We start from the raw sequence: 25441 nt of genomic DNA, 5'->3' as shown, positions 1-25441 counted from the left end.
TAAAACCAGGCGACCTTTCTGTTCCGGCAATTCGTATACCCCCGAACCTGCGAGGACCGCGTCGCAATACCGCCCACCTCGTACGCGGCCTCGCAGGCTCGCCAGCGGCTACCAAAGCGCGTTCAAAACTGCCACTGCACGCCGAGGGAGTAGCCGGTCTGGCTGCCTTCGGCGTGGCCGATCCGGCCGTTGACCTCGGCGTACAGCCCCAGCTGCGGGGTGATCGCCAGCTGGCTGCCGAGTTGGGCGCGGCCGAAGCTCTTGTCCACGCCGCCCAGGCGAGCCACGCGCACTTGACCATCGGCGCGGCTGGTCAGGTCCAGGTCGTCCAGGCGGCCATCCGCCAACTCCTTGACCCAGGCCAGGTCGCCATAAGGCAGCAGGTTCATGCCGTAAGGCAGGGCCATGGCGCCGCGAATACGCCAGCCGAGGCTGGCTTCCAGCGAATCGAATGACTGCTCCTCATAACTCAGCGCCGTGCGCAGGTCCTGCTTCTCGTGGAAGCGGTCGATGCGGTAGTGGGTGTAATCCAGGCCGGCGAAGGGGCCGCTCTTGATCGCACCGAAGTCCAGGTCGTAACCGCCGAGCACGCGGGCGCCCAGGGTCAGGGCGTCGGTATCGCCCGTCAGTTTCTGGTTCAGCAGCACCGGGCCGCCGTTGGCCTGGATCACCAGGTTGCGCTTGGATTCGAAGCGGGTGCGACCGATGCTCAGGTCGCCGGCCAGCCATTGCGGGCCGCCGTCGTTGAGCAAGGCGTAGACCGCCGCCTGCCAGGTGTCGCTGTCGAGCTTGCCGCGGTGCTCGAGTTTGTCGCGACCGTTCTGGTAGCTGAGGCTGGCGCCGATATTCAGGCTCGAATTGAGCTGGTAGTCGCCCAAGGCATGCACCCCCAGCCGACGCGCCTCGGGATTGGGCGCGCTGTCGAAACCGCTGTCGGGGCTGTATTCGCCGTCGATGCCGATCTCGCCATCGAAATTGCCGACTTCCCGGCCCATCGCCTGCAAGGTCAGCCAGCGCCGGTCATGCAGCCGGACCATGGCCTGATGCTGGCGTTGCAGATGATCCTGCTGGTTGCGCGCCACAGCGCCGCCGGAGGCGGTGGAGGCCAGCAGGTCGGCGTTGGTCAGCTCCAGGACCAGGCGGCTGAGCAGGCGCGAGTAATCGCGCAGGCGCTGGTCGATGCGTTCCTGGCCGAAGGCGTTGGTCAGCACCGCCTTATTGTCCTCGGCGGGATCGTGCCAGGTGGAGCCGCCGGGGATGGCCGGGTTGGTGGTCTGGGTGTAGCCGTCCAGGTCGCCGATTTCCCAGTTGGTGGCCTCGATGTAGAGAATCGGGATGTTCAGCCCTTCGAAGGCTTCGCCGTCGCTGCAGCAGCCGGTGCCCGCGGGGTATGCCGGGTCGAGGCCGGGGTTGGTGAACAGATTGATCTGCAGTTCCCTGGCGATCTGCAGGGTATGTTCGCGCAACGAGGCCAGGGCCGGGTTGGCGCTGCTGTTCTGTCCGGCGTGGGCATACATCATGTCGCCGGTGATCAGGCTGTCGAGGTTGATCATGGCCAGCATGTTGGCGCGCTGGCTGGCGCTGAGGGAATCGACGAACGCCCTGGAGCCGCGCAGGCCTTCCTCCTCGGCGCCGAAGCCGACCACCTGCAAGCCGTTTTCCAGCTGCAGCCCGCCGAGGTTGCGGGCGATTTCGGTCAGCACGCTGGCGCCGGAGCCGTTGTCGTCCAGGCCTTGCAGGGTCGGGCGGCCGAAATAGGTATCGAAGTGCGCGCCGACCACCACGTATTGCGGCTTGGTCCCGGCGGCGTAGGCCACCACGTTTTGCGAGCTGCGGCTGTTGCCGCCGGCGGTCCAGGAAAAGTCCTGGCGGCTGATGTCATAGGCGCTGCCCATCTGGCTCTGCATCCAGTCGGCGGCACCGGCGAAGTTGGCGGTGCCACGGTAGCGGCCGGGGTAGTCGTTGATCAGTTTGTCGAGGGTGGTGGCGGCGTGTTCGCCGTATTCATAGGCGAAGGCCTGGGTGGACAGCAGAACGCTGGCGAGACTGACGGCAAGCGTGAGGGGCTTGAGCACGGTGATCTTCCTTGAGGGATGAAAAAACGGGGGCAGTTGCACAATGCGCGCCTCATTCCTTGGGCGACCTTGTATTGGCGCATTGCTTAAACCGAACGTCGCCTGGCGTTAATTTGTAACGGATTTGATACCGGAAGTCGTGGGCCGCACTGAGATCTGGTGCGCGAATCTGGATATTTCTGCGGCTAAATGCAGCGAAAAGTAGCAGTAGTGGCGAGGTTGGTGCGGGAGGGCAGGGCGGGGGCTGGATGGGAGAGCTTTCGCCCCCGCCCTTGCGGCAGGGGCGAAATCGGCGGCATCAGGCGGTGAGGGTCTTCACGCCGTCGCGGGTGCCCAGCAGCAGCACGTCGGCCGGGCGGGCGGCGAACAGGCCGTTGGTGACCACGCCGACAATCGCGTTGATCTGCGCTTCCAGCTCCACCGGATTGGTGATCTGCATGTTGTGCACGTCAAGAATGATGTTGCCGTTGTCGGTGATCACGCCTTCGCGGTAGACCGGGTCGCCACCGAGCTTCACCAGCTCGCGGGCCACGTGGCTGCGGGCCATGGGGATCACTTCCACCGGCAGGGGGAAGGCGCCCAGCACCGGCACCAGCTTGCTGGCGTCGGCGATGCAGATAAAGGTCTTGGCTACCGCCGCGACGATTTTCTCGCGGGTCAGGGCCGCGCCGCCGCCCTTGATCAGGTTCAGGTGTTCGTCGCTTTCGTCGGCGCCGTCGATGTAGAACTCCAGATCGCTGACGGTGTTCAGTTCGTACACCGGGATGCCGTGGCCCTTGAGGCGCGCCGCGGTGGCTTCGGAGCTGGCGACCGCGCCGTCGAAGGCGGCCTTGTGCTGGGCCAGGGCGTCGATGAAGCAGTTGGCGGTGGAGCCGGTGCCGACCCCGACGATGCTCTTGTCATCGAGTTTCGGCAGGATGAGGTCGACGGCAGCCTGGGCCACGGCCTGTTTGAGTTGATCCTGGGTCATGCGGGCTCCGGAAGCGGGCAAGGGGGGAACGGAAAGGCCGGCATTATAGGCCGGTGTCCTGAGCAGGTCATTGCCCGTTTGGCGAACCGCTTTTTGTAGCCGCTGCCGAAGGCTGCGATCGACCGTCAGGTCGTGACAGACGAGAGTGGCCGGAGGACCTGCAGACCTATCGCAGCCACCGGCAGGGGCTAGGGGGCTTTTAAAACCTCTGGATTCGTGTGGTCGCCCGGGTAAACGCTGGGTTAGACTCGCTGGCCCTGCCCAACCCGCTCAGTGATGCTTTCCGATGCTCGAACAGTACGTCAAAAAGATCCTCACCTCGCGCGTTTACGACGTTGCCGTAGAAACCCCGTTGCAGACTGCCCGCCAGCTCTCCGAGCGGCTGGGCAATCAGATCTGGCTCAAGCGCGAAGACTTGCAGCCGGTGTTCTCGTTCAAGATTCGCGGCGCCTACAACAAGCTGACCCAGCTCAGCGATGCCGAGCGCGCCCGTGGCGTGGTCACCGCCTCGGCCGGCAACCATGCCCAGGGCCTGGCCCTGGCGGCCAAGGTGCTGGGGGTGAAGGCGACCATCGTGATGCCCAAGACCACCCCGGAGATCAAGGTCGAAGGCGTGCGTTCGCGCGGCGGCAAAGTGGTGCTGCACGGCGATACTTTCCCGGAAGCCCTGGCCTACTCGCTGAAGCTGGTGGACGAAAAAGGCTACGTCTATATCCACCCGTACGACGATCCACACACCATTGCCGGGCAGGGCACCGTGGCGATGGAAATTTTGCGCCAGCATCCGGGGCGCCTGGACGCGATCTTCGTGCCGGTCGGCGGTGGCGGCCTGATTGCCGGAATCGCGGCCTACGTCAAATACCTGCGGCCGGAAATCAAGATCATCGGCGTCGAGCCGGACGACTCCAACTGCCTGCAAGCGGCCATGGCCGCCGGCGAACGCGTGGTACTGCCAACCGTGGGCATCTTCGCCGACGGTGTCGCGGTGGCACAGATCGGCCAGCACACCTTCGATATCTGCAAGGACTACGTGGATGAAGTGATCACCGTCAGCACCGACGAGATCTGCGCGGCGATCAAGGACATCTACGACGACACCCGCTCCATCACCGAGCCGGCTGGCGCCCTGGGCGTGGCCGGGATCAAGAAATACGTCGAGCAGCGCGGCGTCAGCGGGCAGACCCTGGTGGCCATCGATTCCGGCGCCAACGTCAACTTCGACCGCCTGCGCCATGTCGCCGAGCGCGCCGAGCTGGGCGAGGGCCGCGAGGCCATCATCGCCGTGACCATTCCGGAGAAGCCGGGCAGCTTCAAGGCCTTCTGCGAAGCGATCGGCAAGCGCCAGATCACCGAATTCAACTACCGCTACAACACCGGTAGCGAAGCGCACATCTTCGTGGGTGTGCAGACCCACCCGGAAAACGATCCGCGTAGCGCGCTGATCGCCAGCCTGTCCGAACAGGGTTTCCCGGTGACCGACCTGACCGACAACGAACTGGCCAAGCTGCATATCCGTCATATGGTCGGCGGGCATGCGGCGCGGGTCAGTGATGAAGTGGTGTTCCGCTTCGAGTTCCCGGAACGCCCGGGCGCGCTGTTCAACTTCCTCAACAAGCTCGGCGGGCGCTGGAACATCTCGATGTTCCACTACCGCAACCATGGCGCGGCCGATGGCCGGGTAGTCGCCGGCCTGCAAGTACCGGCGAGCGAACGCCACCTGGTACCGGCGGCGCTGGCGCAGATCGGTTACCCGTACTGGGACGAGAGTGATAACCCGGCGTATCAGCTGTTCCTCGGCTGAACGGCTACGCTGGTGGGCAAGGCCTCAAGGAGTTAATGACATGGAAACGCTGACCGTCCTAAAAACCGTCCATATCCTGGCCACCGTGTTGCTGCTGGGCAGCGCGCTGGGGCTGGCGATCTGGGTCTGGCGCGCTCGTAGCAAGGGTGACGCAAGCATCTACAGCCGGCTGTTGCGCCGGCCGCTGGTGTTCGTCTGGCTGTTGCTGGTGATCTGCCTGGCCAGCCTGCCGTTCAGTGGCTGGTGGCTGGTGCATCTGCTGGGCTGGTCGCTGGGGCAGACCTGGATCCTGGCCTCCAGCCTGATCTACACCGTGGGTGCCCTGAGCTGTTTCTGGCTGTTGGCGCGGCTCAACCGCGTGCGGATCGCCTCGGGAGTAGGAAGTCCGAAGTTCACCCTGGCGCTGGCGGTGTTCAGCTTCGTGTGTTTCTTCGCCATTGCCGGGTTGATGGGCGCCAAGCCTGTTTGACGGCCTGATCGCGAGCTTGCTCCTATAGGGGCGAGCTCGCGCTAGCTTTCTCAGTCGCGCAGGCTGATCACCGGCCAGCCACGCTGCTGGGCCAGGGCCCGCAGGTTCGGGTCCGGGTCCACGGCGATCGGGTTCGCCACCAGATCCAGCAACGGCAAGTCATTCATCGAATCGCTATAGAAGTAGCTGTCTTCCAGGCTGTGGCCGGTTTCCTCGAGCCAGCGCGTCAGGCGGGTGACCTTGCCTTCGCGAAAGCACGGGACGTCGGTGCTGCGACCGGTGTAGCGGCCATCCTGCATCTCGCACTCGGTGGCGATCAGGGTTTCCACGCCCAGGCGTTCGGCGATCGGCGCGGTGACGAAGCGGTTGGTGGCTGTGATGATCACCAGCTTGTCGCCGGCGGCCTTGTGCTTGGCCAGCAGTTGCGCGGCCTTGGGCAGCAGCAGCGGCTCGATGCAGTCGCGCATGTAGTCGCGGTGCCATTGGTCGAGCACGTCCATCTCGGTGCGGCCGAGAACCTCCAGGCAGAAGTTCAGGTAAGCGGCATTGTCGAGCTTGCCGGCCAGGTAGTCCTGGTAGAACTCGTCGTTGCGGGCCTTGTAGGTGACGGCGTCGAGGAAGCCTCGTTCGCACAGGTAATCGCCCCAGGCGTGGTCACTGTCGCCGCCCAGAAGGGTGTTGTCCAAGTCGAATAAAGCCAGGCGCATCACGGTTACTCGCTGATAAGTCTGAAAAAAGGCGATCAGAATACGGTCTTTTCACAAGAGTGCACATAAGGTAGGAAGCCTCGTTGCTGCTTTCACAACCTTTGTGGAACAATGCGGCGACATGCGTTTGCGAGGTTGTTGCCGTGATCGACCCCGATGGTTTCCGCCCCAATGTCGGGATCATTCTGACGAATGATGCCGGCCAGGTGCTATGGGCTCGCCGTATCAATCAAGATGCCTGGCAGTTTCCGCAAGGGGGAATCAACCCCGAAGAGACGCCGGAAGACGCTTTGTACCGCGAGTTGAACGAAGAAGTAGGCCTGGAACGCGAAGATGTGCAAATTCTCGCCTGCACCCGGGGCTGGTTGCGCTATCGTTTGCCGCAACGCCTGGTCCGTACCCACAGCCAACCGCTGTGCATCGGCCAGAAGCAGAAATGGTTTCTCCTGCGCCTGATCTCCAACGAGCAGCGGGTGCGGATGGATTTGACCGGTAAACCGGAGTTCGATGGCTGGCGCTGGGTCAGTTATTGGTATCCGTTGGGCCAGGTGGTGACATTCAAGCGCGAGGTTTACCGCCGCGCTCTCAAAGAGCTTGCCCCGCGCCTTCTAGCGCGCGACTGACGACGGAGTTCGACCCCGAGCCATGCTCAATACGCTGCGCAAGATCGTCCAGGAAGTTAACTCCGCCAAGGATCTCAAGGCGGCGTTGGGGATTATTGTGTTGCGCGTCAAAGAGGCCATGGGCAGCCAGGTCTGCTCGGTCTATCTGCTGGACCCGGAGACCAACCGTTTTGTCCTGATGGCCACCGAGGGCTTGAACAAGCGCTCGATCGGCAAGGTCAGCATGGCACCCAACGAAGGTCTGGTCGGCCTGGTCGGTACGCGCGAAGAACCGCTGAACCTCGAAAACGCCGCCGATCACCCACGTTATCGCTACTTCGCCGAGACCGGCGAGGAGCGTTATGCCTCCTTCCTCGGTGCACCGATCATTCACCACCGCCGGGTCGTCGGCGTCCTGGTCATCCAGCAAAAGGAGCGTCGTCAGTTCGACGAGGGTGAAGAAGCCTTCCTGGTGACCATGAGCGCGCAGTTGGCGGGGGTTATCGCCCACGCCGAAGCCACCGGTTCGATCCGTGGCCTGGGCCGCCAGGGCAAGGGCATCCAGGAAGCCAAGTTCGTCGGCGTGCCCGGCTCGCCTGGCGCGGCGGTCGGTACCGCGGTGGTCATGCTGCCGCCCGCCGACCTGGACGTGGTGCCTGACAAGAGCATTACCGATATCGACGCCGAGCTGGCGTTGTTCAAGACCGCCATCGAAGGCGTGCGCGCCGACATGCGCACCCTCTCGGAAAAACTCGCCACCCAGCTGCGTCCCGAAGAGCGGGCGCTGTTCGACGTCTACCTGATGATGCTCGACGATGCCTCCCTGGGCAGCGAAGTGACCACCGTGATCAAGACCGGCCAATGGGCCCAGGGCGCGTTGCGCCAGGTGGTCACCGATCACGTCAACCGTTTCGAACTGATGGACGATGCCTACCTGCGCGAGCGGGCGTCGGACGTCAAGGACCTGGGCCGCCGCCTGCTGGCCTACCTGCAGGAAGAACGCCAGCAGACCCTGGTCTACCCCGACAACACCATCCTGGTCAGCGAAGAACTGACGCCGGCCATGCTCGGCGAGGTGCCCGAAGGCAAGCTGGTCGGCCTGGTCTCGGTATTGGGTTCGGGCAACTCCCACGTGGCGATCCTGGCCCGGGCCATGGGCATTCCGACAGTGATGGGCCTGGTCGATCTGCCGTACTCGAAAGTCGACGGCATCCAGATGATCGTCGACGGCTACCACGGCGAGGTCTACACCAACCCCAGCGACGTGCTACGCAAGCAATTCGCCGATGTGGTCGAGGAAGAGCGGCAACTGGCCCAGGGCCTGGATGCACTGCGCGACCTGCCATGCGTGACCCTGGACGGCCACCGCATGCCACTGTGGGTCAACACCGGCCTGCTGGCGGACGTGGCGCGGGCGCAGAAGCGTGGCGCGGAGGGCGTGGGCCTGTACCGCACCGAAGTGCCGTTCATGATCAACCAACGCTTCCCGAGCGAAAAGGAGCAGCTGGCGATCTATCGCGAGCAACTTTCCGCCTTCCACCCGCAACCGGTGACGATGCGCAGCCTGGACATCGGCGGCGACAAGTCACTGTCGTATTTCCCGATCAAGGAAGACAACCCCTTCCTCGGCTGGCGCGGCATTCGCGTCACCCTCGACCATCCCGAGATTTTCCTCGTCCAGACCCGCGCCATGCTCAAGGCCAGCGAAGGCCTGAACAACCTGCGCATTCTCCTGCCGATGATTTCCGGCACCCATGAGCTGGAAGAAGCATTGCACCTGATCCACCGCGCCTGGGGCGAAGTGCGCGACGAAGGCACCGACGTGCCGATGCCGCCGATCGGGGTGATGATCGAGATCCCGGCCGCGGTGTACCAGACCAAGGAGCTGGCGCGCCAGGTGGACTTCCTGTCGGTCGGTTCCAACGACCTGACCCAGTACCTGCTGGCCGTGGACCGCAACAACCCGCGGGTGGCGGACCTCTACGACTACCTGCATCCGGCGGTGCTGCAAGCCTTGCAGACCGTGGTGCGCGACGCCCATGCCGAAGGCAAGCCGGTGAGTATCTGCGGCGAGATGGCCGGCGATCCGGCGGCGGCGGTGCTGCTGATGGCGATGGGCTTCGACAGCCTGTCGATGAACGCCACCAACCTGCCGAAAGTGAAGTGGATGCTGCGTCAGATCAATCTCAGCAAGGCCAGGGAACTGCTGGCCGAGCTGATGACCATCGACAACCCGCAAGTTATCCACAGCTCGCTGCAACTGGCGCTGAAGAACCTGGGACTGGCGCGGATGATCAATCCGGCGTCGGCCAAGACCCTTTAAAGGCGATCGCGAGCAAGCTCGCTCCTACAGAGACGCTGCCAAACCCTGTAGGAGCAGCCGGTCGACGCTCGATTGCTCGCGATAGCGTACTTTCAGACGCCGCTAAACCCTCAGCTCCACTTCCCCCAGATGCCCGCCATAGGGCCCGAAGCTGCGCTCGACTATGTGCCTGGAACCATCGGCCCGGACGATCAGCGCCGTGCTGGCCCGCGTGCCGTAGCTGGGGCTGGCGATAAACACGCTCGACAGCAGGCTCTCGGTGGCCAGGCCGACCCCGGTATCGGGAAGGTCGGCAAACGGCGCGGTCTGCGTATCGCTGAGCAGGGCGAGCAGAGCCTGGGGCTGCGGGTCATGCAGTACTTCCTGTAATGCTGCCTTGGCCTTGAGCAGCTTGGGCCAGGGCGTGTCGAGCCCGGCGTTCGACAGGCCGTACACGCCACTGCCCAGTTGCTGCGGCTCACGGGCCTGGGCGTTGTAGTGCCAGAGCTGATCGGGGGTGCCCACCAGCAGGTTGAAGCCGGCATATTCCAGCGATCGGCCGACAACGTCGCTGAAATAGTCGTCTATCGACATCTTGCTGCTGAGAAAACGCGCCACCAGTTCGCCTCGGGAGCGGCGTGCGGGGGGCTGATGGGGATTGCGGATATTGGTCAGGGCGGCGAAGCGTCCGTCGGCGCCCAGGCCGAGCCAGGTACCGCCCGCTTCCAGGTCGCGTCCGGCATAGATATCGGGGGCTTCGGGCCATTGCGCCAACGGCAGGCTGGGGCGGGCGTAGAACTCGTCACGGTTGGCCGCGACGATCAGGGGCAGGGCGTGGCCCGGCCGCCAGGCGAATACGATCAAGCACATCAGGTTGTCCCTTTTGTGTTTTTTGCTCACTTTACGCACAGAACGACTGGGTATCCATCGCCATCCAGTGGAGCCAAGGGCCGTGCATCCGTTACCATGCCGCTCTCTTTTCGGGATGCCTCCATGGAATTTCTGCTCTATCTGCTGCTGGGGGCCTGCGCGGGCATATTGGCCGGTCTGTTTGGCGTAGGTGGCGGCATCATCATCGTTCCCGTGCTGGTGTTCAGCTTCACCCTGCAAGGTTTCGATCCGTCGATCCTGACCCACCTGGCCGTTGGCACGTCGCTGGCGACCATCATTTTTACCTCGGTCAACGCGGTTCGCGAACACCAGCGCAGGGGCGCGGTGCGCTGGCCTATCTTTGCCTGGATGACCCTGGGCATCCTGCTCGGCGCCGGAGTCGGGGCGCTGACGGCCGAAGCGATCTCCGGGCCGAACCTGCAGAAAATCATCGGCGTCTTCGCCCTGGTGGTGGCCCTGCAGATGACCCTGGACCTGCGGCCCAAGGCCAGCCGCGACGTTCCCGGCAAGCTCGGGCTGACCCTGGCCGGCAGTGTGATCGGCTGGGCCTCGGCGATTTTCGGCATCGGCGGCGGCTCGCTGACCGTGCCGTTCCTGACCTGGCGCAGCGTGCCGATGCAGCAGGCGGTGGCCACGTCCTCGGCCTGCGGTTTGCCGATTGCCGTGGCCAGTGCAATAAGTTTCATGATTCTGGGCTGGCATGATCCGTCGCTGCCGGCTCATAGTCTGGGTTTTGTGTATTTGCCGGCGCTGCTGGGCATCGCCCTGACCAGCATGGTCTTTGCCCGGTTCGGCGCGCGCCTGGCCCATCGGCTGTCGGCGCGCCTGTTGAAGCGCTTGTTCGCCTGCCTGCTGTTTGTGGTCGGCCTGACGTTCCTGCTCTGACAGGTTCCGCAATCCTGGCTTAATCCGCGCGTGACATGGTCACGGCGCAAATCGAGTTTCACTCTAACGAGGAGTCGCAATGCTGCCTTACCCGCAGATCGACCCGGTGGCTCTGGCCATCGGCCCGCTGAAAATTCACTGGTACGGCCTGATGTACCTGATCGGCATCGGTGGCGCCTGGCTGCTGGCGTCGCGCCGGTTGAACCGCTTCGACCCGACCTGGACCAAGGAGAAGCTCTCCGACATGGTGTTCTGGATGTCGATGGGGGTCATTGTCGGTGGGCGCCTGGGCTATGTGCTGTTCTATGACCTGAGCGCCTACCTGGCCAACCCGACGTTGATCTTCGAGGTCTGGAAAGGCGGCATGTCGTTCCACGGCGGTTTCATCGGGGTGATGCTCGCGGCTTTGTGGTTCGGCAAGAAGAACGGCAAGTCGTTCTTCCAACTGATGGACTTCGTCGCGCCGATGGTGCCGATCGGTCTGGGCGCCGGGCGCATCGGCAACTTCATCAACGCCGAGCTGTGGGGCAAGCCGACCGACCTGCCGTGGGCGATGATCTTCCCGCCGTTCAGCGACCCGGCCCAGCTGCCACGCCACCCTTCGCAGCTGTATCAGTTCGCCCTGGAAGGCGTGGCGCTGTTCCTCATCCTTTGGCTGTTCTCGCGCAAACCCCGTCCAACCATGGCGGTTTCCGGGATGTTCGCCCTGTTTTACGGTATTTTCCGTTTTATCGTCGAGTTCGTCCGGGTCCCGGATGCGCAACTGGGTTATCTGGCGTGGAACTGGCTGACCATGGGCCAGGTGCTGTGCCTGCCGATGATCATTGGCGGCCTGTTCCTGATCTGGCTGGCCTATCACCGCGCTCCAGCGGCACCGGCGGCGAAAGACGCCGCGCTCTAATTCGGATCGCAGGGCGCGAGCCCTGCCTTCAAGGACACAGGTAATACATGAAGCAATATCTCGATCTGGTCGCCCACGTCATCAAGAACGGCACCAAGCAGGCCAACCGCACGGGCGTGAACACCATCAGCTTCCCCGGCGCGATGCTGCGTTACGACCTGAAAGACGGTTTCCCGGCGATCACCACCCGCAAGATGGCCTTCAAGTCGGCCATCGGCGAGATGTGCGGTTTCCTTCGTGGGGTGAACAACGCCGCCGAATTCCGTGCCCTGGGCTGCAAGGTCTGGGACCAGAACGCCAATGAAAACGCCCAGTGGCTGGCCAACCCCTTCCGCCAGGGCGAGGACGACCTGGGTGAGATCTACGGCGTGCAATGGCGCAAGTGGCCGGCGTACAAGCAGATCCCCCTGAGCAACCCGGCTGCCATCGAGCAGACCCTGAACCAGGGCTACCGGCAGATCGCCGAAGGCGAGGAAAACGGCCAGGCCTATGTGGTGCTGTACAAGGCCATCGACCAGGTGCGCCAGTGCGTGGACACCATCATCAAGGACCCGGGCAGCCGCCGTATCCTGTTCCACGGCTGGAACTGCGCCCAGCTGGATGAAATGGCCCTGCCGCCGTGCCACCTGCTGTACCAGTTCCACCCGAACGTCGAGACCCGGGAGATTTCCCTGACCCTCTACATCCGCTCCAACGACCTGGGCCTGGGCACACCGTTCAACCTCACCGAAGGCGCGGCGCTGCTGAGCCTGATCGGTCGCCTGACCGGCTACACCCCGCGCTGGTTCACCTATTTCATCGGTGATGCCCACGTCTACGAAAACCACCTGGACATGCTCAACGAGCAGCTCAAGCGCGAGCCGTTCCCGATGCCGAAGCTGGTGATTTCCGAACGTGTACCGGAGTTCGCCAAGACCGGCGTGTACCAGCCGGAGTGGCTGGAAAAGGTCGAACCGAGCGACTTCTCGCTGGAAGGCTACGAGCACCACGCGCCGATGACCGCGCCGATGGCGGTCTGAGCGAGATACCCGGCGGCGGCTCCTGTAGCCGCTGCCGCAGGCTGCGATAAGGCCCGCAGGGCCTTCTAGCAATCCCGGAGACCACGCCTACACGTGGTCGATACGGGGCATCTGCCTCTCTGTAGGAGGTTGATGGTTTCAATGCCCGTGGCTACGGCCCACATGAGAGTCTTCGGCTTCGCTGGGGGCCACCGAGCCGCTGACTTCCAGGCGCTGCAAAATCCCGCACTGATCCAGGTCCGGCCCTTCGCTGCAGCGTTGGCGCAGGTCGAGCAGCTGTGTCTGCAAGGCCAAGAGTCCGTCGATCCGCGCCTTGACGTGGTGGATGTGTTCGTCGATCAGCGCGTTCACGTTCTGGCATTGGTCCTGGGGGCTGTCGCGCAGGTTCAGCAGGCTGCGGATTTCCTCGAGGGTCATGTCCAGGCTGCGGCAGTTGCGGATGAAGGTCAGGCGTTCGGTGTGGGCCTGGGTATACAGGCGGTAATTGCCCTCGCTGCGGGCCGGTTCCGGCAGCAGGCCTTCGCGCTCGTAGTAACGGATGGTTTCGACCTGACAGTCGGTCAGTTTCGCCAGCTCGCCAATTTTCATCGCGACAATCTCCGAAAGGGGGCTTGACCCTATAGTGGCTACAGGGTGTTCACTTGGCAACAGGCACCTTTTCGGACGCGACCTTATGAGCGATTCCCTGCACACCCACGGCAAGCCCGGCGCTGACTCCAAGCATGCTGGCCACGATCACGATCACGATCACGATCACGATCACGATCATGGCCATGGCGCAAAACTGCATCCGCTGAAAAAACACGACCATGCTGGCCACGGCGCTTCCTGCTGCTCGTCGCCGTCGCTGGTCCAGTTGAGCGAGCCCCAGGCTGCCAGTCACGGCGATTCTTGCTGTTCGTCGGCCGCCGCGCCGTCGCGGGTTGTGCTCAGCGCGGTGTTGAGTGCCAATGCGCGCCTGAGCAGTTTCCGCATCGAGGCCATGGACTGCCCGACCGAGCAGACGCTGATCCAGAACAAGCTGGGCAAGCTGGCGGGTGTGCAGCAACTGGAGTTCAACCTGATCAACCGGGTGCTGGGCGTGACCCACGACCTGCAGGACGTCGCCCCGATCATCGCCGCCATCAAGTCCCTGGGCATGGAAGCCGAGCCCATCGGCCTGGGCGGCGAATCCGATGCCCCGGCCGCGGCCCCGGTGAAAAAGCACTGGTGGCCGCTGGCGCTGTCCGGCATCGGCGCACTGGCCGCGGAGGTGATCCACTTCACCAGCGCCGCGCCGACCTGGGTGGTGGCGGTGATCGCCCTGGTATCGATCCTCAGTGGTGGCCTCGGCACTTACAAGAAGGGCTGGATCGCCCTGAAGAACCGCAACCTCAACATCAACGCCTTGATGAGCATCGCCGTGACCGGCGCCGTGCTGATCGGCCAATGGCCGGAAGCGGCGATGGTGATGTTCCTGTTCACCGTGGCCGAGTTGATCGAGGCCCGATCCCTGGACCGCGCGCGCAATGCCATCAGTGGCCTGATGCAGATGACCCCGGAACGGGTCACGGTGCAGGAGGCGGACGGCAGTTGGGTCGAACGGGAAGCGAAAAGCATCGAGCTGGGCGCGCTGGTACGGGTACGTCCGGGTGAACGCATCGGCCTCGATGGCGAGGTGGTGGCCGGCAGTTCGACCATCGATCAGGCACCGATCACCGGCGAAAGCCTGCCGGTGGAAAAGACCCTGGGCGACAAGGTCTTTGCCGGCACCATCAACCAGGCCGGCTCGCTGGAGTACAAGGTGACCGCGGCGGCCAACAACTCGACCCTGGCGCGGATCATCCATGCCGTGGAACAAGCTCAGGGCGCGCGCGCGCCGACTCAGCGCTTTGTCGACAGCTTCTCGAAAATCTACACCCCCGCAGTGTTTGCCTTTGCCCTGGCCGTGGCGGTGATTCCGCCGCTGTTCATGGGCGCCGCCTGGTTCGACTGGATCTACCGCGCCCTGGTGCTGTTGGTGGTGGCGTGCCCGTGCGCGCTGGTGATTTCCACCCCGGTGACCATCGTCAGCGGCCTGGCCGCGGCAGCGCGCAAAGGCATCCTGATCAAGGGCGGGGTCTATCTGGAGGGCGGCTACAAGCTCGACTACCTGGCGCTGGACAAGACCGGCACCATCACCCATGGCAAGCCGGTACAGACCGATTTCCTGTCCCTCGACCCGCTGGCGGACAGCAGCGCCCCGGCCATCGCCGCCAGCCTGGCGTCCCGCTCCGACCACCCGGTGTCTTTGGCCATTGCCAATGCGGCTGTGGATAAACAGCTGAGCCTGCACCTTGTGGATAACTTCGAAGCCCTGGCCGGCCGCGGTGTACGTGGCGAAATCAACGGCCAGCTCTACCACCTGGGCAATCACCGCCTGGTGGAGGAGCTGGGGCTGTGCTCGCCGGAGCTGGAAGAGAAGCTGTTCGCCCTGGAGAAACAAGGCAAGACTGTGGTGCTGTTGCTCGACAGCGCCGGCCCCCTGGCCCTGTTCGCCGTGGCGGACACGGTCAAGGAGTCCAGCCGCGAAGCGATCCAGCAGTTGCACGAACTGGGCATCAAGACCCTGATGCTGACTGGTGACAACCCGCACACCGCCGAAGCCATCGCCGCCCAGGTGGGCATCGATCAGGCCTGCGGCGACCTGCTGCCCACCGATAAACTGCAAGCTATCGAAGACCTGTACGCCCAAGGGCACCGGGTCGGCATGGTCGGCGACGGCATCAACGACGCCCCGGCCCTGGCCCGCGCGGAGATCGGTTTCGCCATGGCCGCGGCAGGCACCGACACCGCCATCGAGACCGCCGATGTCGCCCTGATGGACGACGATCTACGCAAGATTCCGGCCTTTGTCCGGCTGTCCCGGCAGACCTCGAACATCCTCGTACAAAATATCGCCCTGGCCCTGGTCATCAAGGCGATCTTTCTTGGGGTAACCTTCTTCGGGTTGGCCACCATGTGGATGGCCGTGTTCGCCGACATGGGCGTCAGCCTGTTGGTGGTCTTCAACGGTTTGCGCCTGTTGCGCAAATAGACGATGAGAGGACGCAGTGCTGAGTGCCGAGCTGAAGGCGTTTTACCTGGTGGCCCGCCTGGGCAGCATCACCCTGGCGGCGAAAAAGCTCGGCCTGAGCCAGCCCACGGTGACCACCCAGATCCGTCATCTGGAAAGCCAGTATGCGGTCGAGCTGTTCTATCGCGGCGGCCGCCGCCTCAGTGTCAGCGAAGAGGGGGCCCGGCTGTTACCGATGGTCAAGGCGCTGTTGCAGCAGGAAGCCGATATCGAGTTTTTCCTGCGCAATAGCGGCCAGCTGCAAGGCACCCTGCGGATTGCCGCCACGGCGCCGTATTACATCCTCGATCTGGTGAAGACCTTCCGGGAGCGCCTGCCCCAGGTGGAAGTGTCGGTGGAAATCGGCAACTCGCAGCAGGTCCTGGAATCGCTGGAGGAATACCGGGTCGACATCGCCGCGTCGTCGCAGCTGCTGGAAGATTCGCGCTTGATCCGCCGGGTGCTCGGCAGCGACCCGCTGGTGCTGGCGGTGCACCGCAATCATCCGTTGGCGGCCCTCGATCACGTGCCCTTGAACGCCCTGGCCGGGCACACCCTGCTGATGCGCGAGCCGGGCTCCACCACCCGGCGCCTGACCGAAGAGCTGCTCGACAGCGCCCGGGTCAGCTTCGGGCCGCTGCTGGAGATCGGCAGCCGCGAGTCGATCCGCGAGGCGGTGCTGCGCAATATCGGCATCAGCATCATTGCCCGTCAGGAAGTCCCCCACGATCCGCAGTTGCGGGTGCTGACCATCGAGAACGCGCCGCAGATCGCCGAATACCTGTACTGCCTCAAGGAGCGCAAGGGCGCGCGCCTGCCGGCGGCCTTCCTCGGGCTGGCGCAGGAAATGGCGCCGGCCTGATCCGCCCACACCTCATCCGTAGCCGCTGCCGAGCGCAGCGAGGCTGCGGACGGGTGCGCAGCGCCCGCAAAAGGCGCCCTGCGGTTACCTCGCCAGATCGCGTTGTCGGACCTGCGGTTGCTGCGCAACCGTTCGCAGCCTCGCGGGCTCGGCAGCGGCTACAAGGCTCTGCGTTCTCTTGAACCCAAATCCGCCAATACCACTATCGGCAGCTTTTGCCTCACTGCCACAGTAACTACGCATTCGTTCCCTAGGATGGCCTGCATCTGCTTGATGAGGTCCGTCCATGAACAACCCGATCGCAACTGCCCTGAGCAACCCCGGCGCGCCGATGAAAGTGCGCGGCATGCAGAAACGCTTTGGCGCTTTCACCGCCCTGGATAACGTCTCCCTGGACGTGGCGGCCGGCGAGCTGGTGTGCCTGCTCGGTCCGTCGGGCTGCGGCAAGACCACCTTGCTGCGCTGCATCGCCGGCCTCGAGCGCCAAGACCGGGGCGAGTTGTACCTGGGCAGCCGCGACGTCTCGCACCTGGCGCCCCAGGCCCGGGACTACGGCATTCTGTTCCAGTCCTATGCGCTGTTCCCCAACCTCAGCGTCGAAGCCAACATCGCCTATGGCCTGGCCGGCAGCGGTCGCGACGAGGTGCGCAAGCGCGTGGCGCAGATGCTGGAACTGGTGGGCCTGACCGGCAGCGAAAAGAAATACCCCGGCCAGCTGTCGGGCGGCCAGCAGCAGCGGGTGGCCCTGGCGCGCGCCCTGGCCCCGGCGCCTTCGTTGTTGTTGCTGGATGAACCGATGTCGGCGCTGGATGCCCGGGTGCGCGAGCACCTGTGCACCGAGCTGCGCCAGTTGCAGCGGCGCCTGGGCATCACCACCCTGATGGTCACCCACAACCAGGACGAGGCCATGTTGATGGCCGACCGCATCGCGGTGATGAACAACGGCAAGGTCGAGCAATACGCCACGCCGCAGGAAATCTACGATCGCCCGGCCACCCCGTTCGTCGCCGAGTTCGTCGGCCAGGGCAACTGGCTGCCGTTCCGCCGCAGCAGCGACAGCCACGCCCAGGTTGGTGGGATGAATGTGCGGCTGGCGGCCGACTCCGGCAAGGCCGCTTCGGGCCGGTTGTTCTGCCGCCCGGAGGCGATCAGCGTCAATCCGCCGGTGCACGAGGAGAACCTGTTCCCGGCCAAGGTCCGGGAGATCACCTTCCTCGGCAACCGCTGCCGCATGAGCTTCGAACTCAACCAATTGCCCGGCCATCCGCTGCTGGCCGAGCTGGCCCCGGAAGCCATGCCGCGCCTCGGTGCCCAGGACATCTGGGTTGCCTTGCCACCGCGCAGCCTGCAGGTGTTTGCCTGAGATGGCCGTTGACCTGACCCTGCCGCTACCCACAAAGCGGGCGCGCCAGGCGGCCCGTGCGCAAATCGGCGACCGCCTCTTCGTGCTCGGCGGCAAGCTGGTGCTGCTGATGCTGCTGGGCCTGGCGGTGTTGCTGCCGTTGCTGGCGATTTTCTGGCGCGGTTTCAGCGGCGAAGCCGGGCAGGGCGGTGGCCTGGTTGCGGCCCGTGAGCTGGTGACCAGCGCCAACTTCCACTGGCTGTTGGGCAACAGCCTGAAAGTCTCCCTCAGCGTGGCCGCCATCGTGGTGCCGCTGGCCTACCTGTTCGCCTATGCCCTGCAACGCACGCTGATTCCCGGCAAGGCGATCTGGCGCGGCCTGTCGCTGCTGCCGCTGATGGCGCCGTCGATGCTGCCGGGGATCGCCCTGGTCTATCTGTTCGGCAACCAGGGCCTGCTCCGTGGCCTGCTCTCGGACAATATTTACGGCTTCTGGGGCATCGTTCTCGGCGAGGTGATCTACACCTTTCCCCACGCCCTGATGATCCTGCTGTCGGCCCTGTCCCTGGCCGATGCGCGGCTGTTCGATGCCGCGTCGAGCATGGGCGCCAGCCCGGCCAAGGCCTTTCGCAGCATCACCTGGCCGGCCACCCGGCAGGCGGTGTTCGCCGCGTTCTGCCTGGTATTCACCCTGACCATCACCGATTTCGGCGTGCCAGTGGTGGTCGGTGGTGACTATCAGGTGCTGGCGCTGGAGGCCTACAAGGCGGTGGTCGGCCAGCAACAGTTCGGCCGTGGCGCCTTGATCGGCATGGTGCTGTTGCTGCCGGCGCTGTTCAGCTTCGGCGTCGATGCCTGGCTGCGCCGTCGCCATGGCGACTCCATGAGCGGCCGGGCCCAGGTGTTCCAGCCGGCGCCCTCTCGCGTGAGAGACGGCTGCTACCTGGCGATCGTGCTGCTGATCTGCGCGGCGCTGCTGCTGGTGTTCGGCATGGCGGTGTTCTCGTCGCTGGTGAAGTTCTGGCCCTATAACCTTTCGCTGTCGCTCAACCACTACCAGTTCAACGACACCGCCGGCGGCGGCTGGCTGGCCTACCGCAACAGCCTGACCATGGCCCTGTGCACGGCGCTGATCGGCAGCGCGCTGATCTTCACCGGCGCCTACCTGATGGAGAAGACCCACACCCAGCGCGGCCTCAACCTGGCGCTGCGCATGCTCAGTTTCGTGCCGATGGCGGTGCCGGGCCTGGTGCTGGGCCTGGGTTACGTCTTCTTCTTCAACCTCAGCGGCAACCCGCTGCATGTGTTCTACGGCAGCATGACCCTGCTGGTGGTGTGCACCATTGCTCACTACCTGACCACCGCGCAGATGACCGCCACCACCGCGCTGCGCCAGCTCGACGCCGAGTTCGAGGCTGCGGCGCTGTCGCTCAAGGCACCGCTGTATCGCCACTACCTGCGGGTCACCGTGCCGATCTGCCTGCCGGCGCTGTTGGACATTCTGCGCTACCTGTTCGTCTCGGCCATGACCACCGTCTCGGCGGCGATCTTCCTCTACAGCCCCGACACCATCCTCGCGGCGGTGGCGGTGCTGAACATGGACGACGCCGGCAACGTCGGCGGCGCGGCCGCCATGTCGACCCTGATCCTCTTTACCTCGGCGGGCGTGTCCCTGCTCCTGGCCTGGGCTTCGCGCGGTTTGCTGCGCCGCTCCCAGGCCTGGCGGCAGACCGCGCCCGGCCATTGAATCTGCCCAACCCCCACTAACAAGCCCCCACTCCAGAAAGGAACCGCACCATGTTCAAGCCCCTGGCTGTTGCCGCTGCTGTCCTCACTGCCTTCAGCATGAACGCCTTTGCCGCGAAGACCGAACTGACGGTCTATACCGCCCTCGAAGCCGAACAGCTCAAGAGCTACAAGCAAGCCTTCGAAGCCGCCAACCCGGATGTGGAAATCAAATGGGTGCGTGATTCCACCGGGATCATCACCGCCAAGCTGCTGGCGGAAAAAGCCCGGCCGCAGGCGGACGCAGTGTGGGGCCTGGCCGCTTCCAGCCTGGCGATCCTCGATCAGCAGGGCATGCTGCAAAGCTATGCACCGAAGGATCTGGGCAAGATCGGCGGCAACTACCGTGACGCCGCCAACCCGCCGGCCTGGGTCGGCATGGACGTCTGGGCCGCGACCATCTGCTTCAACACCGTCGAGGCACAAAAGCAGGGCCTGACCAAGCCAGTGAGCTGGCAGGACCTGACCAAGCCTGAGTACAAGGGCAAGATCGTCATGCCCAACCCGGCCTCGTCCGGCACCGGCTTCCTCGACGTCAGCGCCTGGTTGCAGACCTTTGGCGAGAAGCAGGGCTGGCAGTACATGGACGACCTGCATCAGAACATCGGCCAGTACGTTCACTCCGGTTCCAAGCCGTGCAAGCTGGCGGCGGCCGGCGAATTCCCGATCGGCATCTCCTTCGAATACCCGGCCGTGCAGCTCAAGCGCCAGGGCGCGCCGCTGGACATCGTGCTGCCCAAGGAAGGCCTGGGCTGGGAAATCGAAGCCACCGCGGTGATCAAGGGCACCCCTCATGAAGAAGCGGCGAAGAAGCTCGCCGACTTCTCCGCCAGCCCCGCGGCCATGGAGCTGTACAAGGAAAACTTCGCCGTGCTGGCCCAGCCGGGGATCGCCAAGCCGCAGACCGAACTGCCGGCCGACTACGAGCAGCGCCTGATCAAGAACGACTTCGCCTGGGCCTCGAAGAACCGCGACGAGATCCTCGCCGAGTGGCGCAAGCGTTATGACGGCAAGTCCGAGAAGGTCGCCGCCCAGTAATCGACAGCCCCTGTCGCGGGCCGCCTCGCTTCTATGGACGCTTCTGTAGGAGCGAGCGGGCGGCGATCCGACTTGCCCGCGATTTGACCTCGCCGAGGTCATCGTCCAAGGACCACACCCATGAGCAACCACAACGACCTGCTGATCGTCGGCGCCGGCATCCTCGGGCTGTCCCATGCCTATGCCGCGGCCAAGCGCGGTTTGCGGGTCAAGGTTTTCGAGCGCAGCGCCACGCCCCTGGGCGCGTCGGTGCGCAATTTCGGCCAGGCCCTGGTGACCGGCCAGCCGCCGGGCGTGATGCTCGACCTGGCCAGGGCCAGCCGCGGCATCTGGGGCGACTGGGCGCAATTGGCCGGCCTGCCGCTCAAGCGCAACGGCTCTTACCTGTTCGCCCGCACCGAGGCCGAGGAGCAATTGCTGCAGGCCTTCTGCGCTGGACGTGCGCAGGAACACGGCTACCGGGTCGAACTGCTGCGCGGCGCGGCGTTGAACGATCTGTACGGCGGCCGCTTCCGTCATCATCGCGCGGCGCTGCATGGCCTGGATGACCAGCAGCTGTATTCCCGGGAAGCCATCCCGATGCTGATCGACTACCTGCGCCGCGACCTCGGGGTGGAGTTTCATTTCTCCACCCTGGTGCGCGACATCGAGCCCGGCCAACTGCACTGCACCGCCGGCAGCTTTCGCGCGGGGCAGATCCTGGTCTGTTCCGGGCATGACTACCAGACCCTGCTGGCCGAGCCGATTGCTGCGCTGGCGCCGCAGGTCTGCCGCCTGCAAATGCTCCGCGCCCGGCCCGAGGTGCAGCTGGACCTGCAACACGCGTTGCTCACCGGCCTGAGCTGCGTGCATTACGGCGCCTTTGCCGACCTGCCCGAAGCGGCGGCGGTGCAGGCGCAGATCCTGCGGGACGCACCGCACCTGCACGAAAACGGCATCCACCTGCTGATCAGCCCGACGCCCTACGGCGAGCTGATCATCGGCGACTCCCACCATTACGGCAGCGACCCGTCGCCGTTCAATACCGAGCAGGTGGACACCTGGATGCTCGAACTGGCCGAGCACACCCTGGGCTGCAAGGTGCAGGTGGTCGAGCGCTGGCAGGGTGTTTATGGCGCCCGCGGCCCGGGGCCGTTTTCGTTCCTGCGCCCGGCCGCCGGGGTCAGCGTGGCGCTGATGCATGCCGGCGTGGGCATGAGCGTCGGCCCGGCCATGGCCGAGGGCAATATCGCCCGTTTGCTGGAGGAAGCCTGATGCGGCCTGAGCAGCGGATCGCCGAGGTGTTCGGCCTGTACGAGCGCTTTGGCGACAGCGACTACATCGGCGAGCCGGTGTCGCAGATCGAACACATGTCCCAGGCCGCACAGCTGGCCATGGCCGAGGGCTTCGACGACGAAGTGGTGCTGGCGGCGTTCTTCCACGATATCGGGCATATCTGTGGGCAGGATGCCGAGAACATGGGCGGTTTCGGCGTGGCCGGCCATGAGCGGCTGGGCGCCGACTACCTGCGCCGCGCCGGTTTCAGCGAGCGCCTGGCGCGGCTGGTGGAGTACCACGTGCAGGCCAAGCGTTACCTGACCTGCAAGGAGCCGGGTTACTACGAGCGGCTCAGCGAAGCCAGCCGGCGCACCCTGGAATACCAGGGCGGGGTGATGAGCGCCGAGGAGGCCCGGGCCTTCGAGCAGGACCCGCTATGTGCGGTCAGCCTGCGCCTGCGCCATTGGGACGAACAGGCCAAGGAGCTGTGGGTGCCAGTGATGGATTTGCAGGTGCTCAAGGACAAGGCGGCGCGGTTGTTGGCTGTCTGATCCGAGTCCTGCGGTGCCCGGGGGACAGCTATCGCGAGCAAGCTCGCTCCTACAGGGGAACGCATGTTCTGTAGGAGCGAGCTTGCTCGCGATGACGTAGGCGGGGGCGCCGCAGGCTTAACTGTCGACCACCAGCTTCTGCGCCAATACCTCGATCTGCTCCTGGCGCTCTGCCTGGCTCAGGCGCGGCGCCGGGTTCAGCGACGACCACTGCGGGTGGGCACGGGCCTTGTTCAGCGCCTCTGGCAGCTTGCCCTCGCGCCAGCTCTGGTCCTGGGGCGTGGCCAGCTGGATGCTGCCCAGCGCCGCATGCCCGCGTACATTCAACGCCTGCACCAGTTGCCGTTGGCGCAGGGCCAAGAGGCGCAGCACGCTGTCGTCCACGGTCAGTTCGCGCTGGCCCTTGAGCTTGCCCAGCAGGCGGCCGCCGTAGCTGCGGGCGGTTTGCAGCGCGCCACCGGCAATCGCCCCGGCCAGGGCCGCCGCGCCCAGGGTCAGGCCGCCCACCAGCAGATCGACGCCAGCCCCGGCCGCCGCGCCGGCGGCGATCCCGCCACCGACCCGGACCCCGAGTTGCTTGAGGGTTTCCGGGTTGAACAGGTCATCGCCCCAGCGTCCGTCGAGCAGCGGCACATCGCTGGCGGCGGCATCCTGCGGGCGGAAGGCGTAGAGCTTGAGCAGCGCCTCGACGCAGCGTTGTTCGCGCTGACGCACGGCCTTGCGCAGCTCGCCGATGGCCTGTTGTTCCTGCTCGGCCTCGCTGACCACACTGCGCCGGCAGGCGGCGCAATCGATCAGCAGTTCGGCGATCAGTCGCGCGGCGCTTTGCTGGCGAGCCGCGCGCTGCGCCTGCTGGTCGGCGATCAGGCGTTCCAGTTGCGGCCGCGAGCTTTCCAAAAGCAACGCCAGGCTTTCATACAACCGCCGCTCGCCATCCTCCGGCGGCGCCACGCTGTCGAAGCGCACCAGCGCGTGCAGGCCCAGGCGGGCCAGGGCTTCGCGCCAGTCCGGCTCGCGGTGGCTGGCGCTGCTGACGAAATTCAGCACCGGCAGCAGCGGCTTGCCGCAGCTGGCGAGGACTTCCAGCTCGTCGCGGTACTTGGCCAGTACCGGCTCGCGAGCGTCGATCACATACAGCCCGGCGTCGGAGTCCAGCAGTTGGCGCAGTACCTTGGCTTCCTGTTCGAAACGCTGGCGCGCCTCGCTGCCTTCGAGAAACCGCGCCAGGCGGGCCGGGCCGTCCAGGCGCTCGCCGGGGTGCTCCAGGCGTTCCAGGTAGTCGAGCAGGGCGATGGCGTCTTCCAGGCCGGGGGTGTCGTACAGGTCGAGCAGCGGTTCGCCGTCGACCGACAGCCGCGCGCCCTCGACATGGCGGGTGGTGCTGGGGCGATGGGAGACCTCGCCGAAGCCCACATCCCGGGTCAGGGTGCGCAGCAGGGAGGTCTTGCCGACGTTGGTGTGGCCGACCACCGCCAGCTTCAACGGCGGTTTGCGAGGATCAGTCATGGCCGGTCTCCAGCCAGTTCAGCGGTGCGCAATCGGCGAATGGCAGCTCCAGCTGTTGTAGCGCCACGTGCCAGTCGCCCAGGCGTTCGGCGTCCAGCGCTTCGCCGGGCGGCGCCTGCAATAGCCAGACCCGGGTGGCGGTCGCGCTGCGGGCCAGCTCGGCGATCAGCGCCAGGCTGCCACGGTCCGGCGAGCGCCGTGGATCGCAGGCGATGGCCAGGCGCGCCGGCGGAAAGCGGCTCATCTGCTCCAGCAGCTTGTGCCGGGATTCGCGGCTGTCGAGGATGCCGGCGTCTTTCACCGTGGCCGGCAATTGCGGTGGCCAGGGGCGCTGGTCGTCCAGTTCGATGGCCACCAGCAGGGCGCCATCGCTGTCCTGCGCGCTGACGCCGCCTTCGATGCGGTGCAGCAGTTCGGGGGCGGCATCGTTGATCCCCAGGCGTTCGCTGCTGGGCATCAGCGCTTCGCGCAGTTGGCTGTAGCCAGGGAGGTTGAGGTCCAGGCGCAGGCGCGCCTGCCCGTGCTTCCAGCGCCAGCGACAGAACAGCATCAACAGCAGGCGCGGCAGCACCCCGTAAATGATCAGCGAGGCCACCAGCCAGACGGCCCAGGACTGGCGCACCATCTCGGTGTTGTAAACGTCCCGGGTGCTGGCGTGGATCATCTCTACAGTCGGTACGCCGAAACCTATGGCACGGGGTATGGCCGCGAGGGCATTGGTGATCGCCACGAAGGCATCCGCGCCGAGCAGGGTGCTTTCCCAGTAGAACTCGTAGCGCTTGGTGATCAGCAGCATCAGCAGGATCGCCACGGCGCTGAGCAGGGCCAGCAGCCACAGGCCGTTGACCAGGGTCCCGATGGCCCAGCGATTGAGTTTGCGCCGTTGCAGCAACAACAGCAGGGCGGGCGCCAGCTGCGCGGCCTTGGCGTCGCGGGCGAGCTTGGCGCTGAGCCACAGCCACAGGCGGCCGAGGCTGGCGCCCTGTTCGCCGGCGAACAGCAGGCCGATGGCCCAGCTCAGCAGCAGAAGCAGGTTGAGGCCGAGCAGGCTGCCCAGGGCCCAGAACACGTTGACCGGCGCCTGCCCGTTACCCAGGGCGGCGAAGGCCAGGCCGGCACCGCTGACCATGGCCAACACGACCATCAGCAACAGCGCCAGGCGCGCGCCCTGGACCCAGTGGCGCAGGGCGGCGGCCAGGCCGTCGCGTTCGGCCAGCCACAGCGCGCGGTATTGGAGGCGGCTTGCCAGGTCGCCGCCCGCGGTGCGCGCCAGGCGATTGGCTTCCTGGTCCTCCAGGGCGCCGGCGTGTTCTTCACGCAGGCGTACGGCTTCGGTGAGCCAGAGTTTTTGCAGTGGGGTCAGTGCTGTCACGCGTCATTCCGTTGCTCAAATGAGCGCTGAGCA

At 65.2% G+C, this 25441-nt stretch carries 21 protein-coding genes; 14 read left to right on the top strand and 7 right to left on the bottom strand.

Annotated elements, in window-relative coordinates:
• Positions 1 to 122 precede the first annotated feature (122 nt).
• Positions 123 to 2075 carry an autotransporter domain-containing protein gene (locus PMI20_RS01410; protein WP_007927331.1) on the bottom strand — a complete coding sequence of 651 codons (1953 nt, stop codon included), beginning with the start codon at positions 2073 to 2075 and terminating at the stop codon, positions 123 to 125.
• A 298-nt stretch (positions 2076 to 2373) separates the two neighbouring features.
• Complete coding sequence (rpiA, locus tag PMI20_RS01405) at positions 2374 to 3045, bottom strand: ribose-5-phosphate isomerase RpiA (protein ID WP_007927332.1); 672 nt, start codon at positions 3043 to 3045, stop codon at positions 2374 to 2376.
• A 286-nt stretch (positions 3046 to 3331) separates the two neighbouring features.
• On the opposite strand from rpiA, the gene ilvA reads away from it, so the two are divergent.
• Together ilvA and PMI20_RS01395 are read left to right on the top strand one after the other, a co-directional pair.
• Positions 3332 to 4846 (top strand): threonine ammonia-lyase, biosynthetic, encoded by a 1515-nt coding sequence (ilvA, locus tag PMI20_RS01400; RefSeq protein ID WP_007927333.1) that lies wholly within the window; start codon positions 3332 to 3334, stop codon positions 4844 to 4846.
• 40 nt (positions 4847 to 4886) lie between these two features.
• The gene (locus PMI20_RS01395) at positions 4887 to 5315 is read left to right on the top strand and encodes a DUF2269 family protein (protein ID WP_007927342.1); all 429 of its coding nucleotides are present in this window, start codon (positions 4887 to 4889) and stop codon (positions 5313 to 5315) included.
• Positions 5316 to 5365: 50 nt separating this feature from the next.
• Here PMI20_RS01395 and PMI20_RS01390 read toward each other — a convergent pair whose 3' ends face one another.
• Positions 5366 to 6022, bottom strand: coding sequence for a histidinol-phosphatase (locus tag PMI20_RS01390; protein ID WP_007927343.1), 657 nt, complete (start codon positions 6020 to 6022; stop codon positions 5366 to 5368).
• A 143-nt stretch (positions 6023 to 6165) separates the two neighbouring features.
• Here PMI20_RS01390 and PMI20_RS01385 point away from each other — a divergent pair, with 143 nt between their 5' ends.
• Both PMI20_RS01385 and ptsP read left to right on the top strand, forming a co-directional pair.
• A complete protein-coding gene (locus PMI20_RS01385; RefSeq protein ID WP_007927344.1) occupies positions 6166 to 6645 on the top strand; it encodes an RNA pyrophosphohydrolase in 480 nt (159 codons plus the stop codon).
• 22 nt (positions 6646 to 6667) lie between these two features.
• Positions 6668 to 8947: a phosphoenolpyruvate--protein phosphotransferase gene (ptsP, locus tag PMI20_RS01380; RefSeq protein ID WP_007927345.1), complete on the top strand. Its 2280-nt coding sequence runs from the start codon at positions 6668 to 6670 to the stop codon at positions 8945 to 8947.
• Between the two features lie 102 nt (positions 8948 to 9049).
• Here ptsP and PMI20_RS01375 read toward each other — a convergent pair whose 3' ends face one another.
• A complete protein-coding gene (locus PMI20_RS01375; RefSeq protein WP_007927346.1) occupies positions 9050 to 9796 on the bottom strand; it encodes an NRDE family protein in 747 nt (248 codons plus the stop codon).
• A 123-nt stretch (positions 9797 to 9919) separates the two neighbouring features.
• Between PMI20_RS01375 and PMI20_RS01370 the strand changes: the two genes are divergently transcribed.
• The 3 genes from PMI20_RS01370 to PMI20_RS01360 all read left to right on the top strand — a co-directional run bounded on the left by PMI20_RS01370 (position 9920) and on the right by PMI20_RS01360 (position 12622).
• On the top strand, positions 9920 to 10702 hold the full coding sequence (locus tag PMI20_RS01370; protein WP_007927348.1) for a sulfite exporter TauE/SafE family protein: 783 nt from the start codon (positions 9920 to 9922) through the stop codon (positions 10700 to 10702).
• Between the two features lie 79 nt (positions 10703 to 10781).
• Positions 10782 to 11603 (top strand): prolipoprotein diacylglyceryl transferase, encoded by an 822-nt coding sequence (gene lgt, locus PMI20_RS01365; protein ID WP_007927350.1) that lies wholly within the window; start codon positions 10782 to 10784, stop codon positions 11601 to 11603.
• A gap of 47 nt (positions 11604 to 11650) precedes the next feature.
• The gene (locus tag PMI20_RS01360; protein WP_007927352.1) at positions 11651 to 12622 is read left to right on the top strand and encodes a thymidylate synthase; all 972 of its coding nucleotides are present in this window, start codon (positions 11651 to 11653) and stop codon (positions 12620 to 12622) included.
• A 138-nt stretch (positions 12623 to 12760) separates the two neighbouring features.
• Here the strand turns inward: PMI20_RS01360 and cadR are convergent, their stop codons facing one another.
• Entirely contained in the window at positions 12761 to 13210 is a 450-nt protein-coding gene (cadR, locus tag PMI20_RS01355; RefSeq protein WP_007930346.1) for a Cd(II)/Pb(II)-responsive transcriptional regulator, read from the bottom strand.
• A gap of 85 nt (positions 13211 to 13295) precedes the next feature.
• Here cadR and PMI20_RS01350 point away from each other — a divergent pair, with 85 nt between their 5' ends.
• The 7 genes from PMI20_RS01350 (at position 13296) to PMI20_RS01320 (ending at position 22530) form a co-directional block, all read left to right on the top strand.
• Positions 13296 to 15677 (top strand): heavy metal translocating P-type ATPase, encoded by a 2382-nt coding sequence (locus PMI20_RS01350; protein WP_007930344.1) that lies wholly within the window; start codon positions 13296 to 13298, stop codon positions 15675 to 15677.
• A gap of 16 nt (positions 15678 to 15693) precedes the next feature.
• Positions 15694 to 16557, top strand: a complete 864-nt coding sequence (locus PMI20_RS01345; protein WP_007930341.1) for a LysR family transcriptional regulator — start codon at positions 15694 to 15696, stop codon at positions 16555 to 16557.
• 286 nt (positions 16558 to 16843) lie between these two features.
• On the top strand, positions 16844 to 17920 hold the full coding sequence (locus PMI20_RS01340; RefSeq protein WP_007921288.1) for a putative 2-aminoethylphosphonate ABC transporter ATP-binding protein: 1077 nt from the start codon (positions 16844 to 16846) through the stop codon (positions 17918 to 17920).
• Between the two features lies 1 nt (position 17921).
• On the top strand, positions 17922 to 19646 hold the full coding sequence (locus PMI20_RS01335; protein WP_007921286.1) for a putative 2-aminoethylphosphonate ABC transporter permease subunit: 1725 nt from the start codon (positions 17922 to 17924) through the stop codon (positions 19644 to 19646).
• 50 nt (positions 19647 to 19696) lie between these two features.
• Entirely contained in the window at positions 19697 to 20722 is a 1026-nt protein-coding gene (locus PMI20_RS01330) for a putative 2-aminoethylphosphonate ABC transporter substrate-binding protein (RefSeq protein ID WP_007921284.1), read from the top strand.
• 120 nt (positions 20723 to 20842) lie between these two features.
• Positions 20843 to 21976 (top strand): TIGR03364 family FAD-dependent oxidoreductase, encoded by a 1134-nt coding sequence (locus PMI20_RS01325; RefSeq protein ID WP_007921282.1) that lies wholly within the window; start codon positions 20843 to 20845, stop codon positions 21974 to 21976.
• Complete coding sequence (locus PMI20_RS01320; RefSeq protein WP_007921281.1) at positions 21976 to 22530, top strand: phosphonate degradation HD-domain oxygenase; 555 nt, start codon at positions 21976 to 21978, stop codon at positions 22528 to 22530. The genes PMI20_RS01325 and PMI20_RS01320 overlap by 1 nt, the downstream gene beginning before the upstream one ends.
• Positions 22531 to 22647: 117 nt before the next feature.
• Here the strand turns inward: PMI20_RS01320 and PMI20_RS01315 are convergent, their stop codons facing one another.
• Both PMI20_RS01315 and PMI20_RS01310 read right to left on the bottom strand, forming a co-directional pair.
• On the bottom strand, positions 22648 to 24036 hold the full coding sequence (locus PMI20_RS01315; protein WP_007921279.1) for a GTPase/DUF3482 domain-containing protein: 1389 nt from the start codon (positions 24034 to 24036) through the stop codon (positions 22648 to 22650).
• Positions 24029 to 25408: a DUF2868 domain-containing protein gene (locus tag PMI20_RS01310; RefSeq protein ID WP_007921270.1), complete on the bottom strand. Its 1380-nt coding sequence runs from the start codon at positions 25406 to 25408 to the stop codon at positions 24029 to 24031. The genes PMI20_RS01315 and PMI20_RS01310 overlap by 8 nt, the downstream gene beginning before the upstream one ends.
• Positions 25409 to 25441 lie beyond the last annotated feature (33 nt).

The organism is Pseudomonas sp. GM17 (assembly GCF_000282175.2).
GTDB classification, from domain to species: Bacteria; Pseudomonadota; Gammaproteobacteria; order Pseudomonadales; family Pseudomonadaceae; genus Aquipseudomonas; species Aquipseudomonas chlororaphis.
The sequence above is the reverse complement of the archived record's forward strand: the minus strand, read 5'-3'. Positions and strand labels throughout refer to the sequence as shown.

Bases quoted from the DNA above. Each gene is read 5' to 3' on its own strand.
- rpiA (WP_007927332.1), bottom strand. From the start codon at position 3,045: ATGACCCAGGATCAACTCAAACAGGCCGTGGCCCAGGCTGCCGTCGAC.
- ilvA (WP_007927333.1), top strand. From the start codon at position 3,332: ATGCTCGAACAGTACGTCAAAAAGATCCTCACCTCGCGCGTTTACGAC.
- PMI20_RS01395 (WP_007927342.1), top strand. From the start codon at position 4,887: ATGGAAACGCTGACCGTCCTAAAAACCGTCCATATCCTGGCCACCGTG.
- PMI20_RS01390 (WP_007927343.1), bottom strand. From the start codon at position 6,022: ATGCGCCTGGCTTTATTCGACTTGGACAACACCCTTCTGGGCGGCGAC.
- ptsP (WP_007927345.1), top strand. From the start codon at position 6,668: ATGCTCAATACGCTGCGCAAGATCGTCCAGGAAGTTAACTCCGCCAAG.
- PMI20_RS01375 (WP_007927346.1), bottom strand. From the start codon at position 9,796: ATGTGCTTGATCGTATTCGCCTGGCGGCCGGGCCACGCCCTGCCCCTG.
- PMI20_RS01370 (WP_007927348.1), top strand. From the start codon at position 9,920: ATGGAATTTCTGCTCTATCTGCTGCTGGGGGCCTGCGCGGGCATATTG.
- lgt (WP_007927350.1), top strand. From the start codon at position 10,782: ATGCTGCCTTACCCGCAGATCGACCCGGTGGCTCTGGCCATCGGCCCG.
- PMI20_RS01360 (WP_007927352.1), top strand. From the start codon at position 11,651: ATGAAGCAATATCTCGATCTGGTCGCCCACGTCATCAAGAACGGCACC.
- cadR (WP_007930346.1), bottom strand. From the start codon at position 13,210: ATGAAAATTGGCGAGCTGGCGAAACTGACCGACTGTCAGGTCGAAACC.
- PMI20_RS01350 (WP_007930344.1), top strand. From the start codon at position 13,296: ATGAGCGATTCCCTGCACACCCACGGCAAGCCCGGCGCTGACTCCAAG.
- PMI20_RS01340 (WP_007921288.1), top strand. From the start codon at position 16,844: ATGAACAACCCGATCGCAACTGCCCTGAGCAACCCCGGCGCGCCGATG.
- PMI20_RS01335 (WP_007921286.1), top strand. From the start codon at position 17,922: ATGGCCGTTGACCTGACCCTGCCGCTACCCACAAAGCGGGCGCGCCAG.
- PMI20_RS01330 (WP_007921284.1), top strand. From the start codon at position 19,697: ATGTTCAAGCCCCTGGCTGTTGCCGCTGCTGTCCTCACTGCCTTCAGC.
- PMI20_RS01325 (WP_007921282.1), top strand. From the start codon at position 20,843: ATGAGCAACCACAACGACCTGCTGATCGTCGGCGCCGGCATCCTCGGG.
- PMI20_RS01320 (WP_007921281.1), top strand. From the start codon at position 21,976: ATGCGGCCTGAGCAGCGGATCGCCGAGGTGTTCGGCCTGTACGAGCGC.
- PMI20_RS01315 (WP_007921279.1), bottom strand. From the start codon at position 24,036: ATGACTGATCCTCGCAAACCGCCGTTGAAGCTGGCGGTGGTCGGCCAC.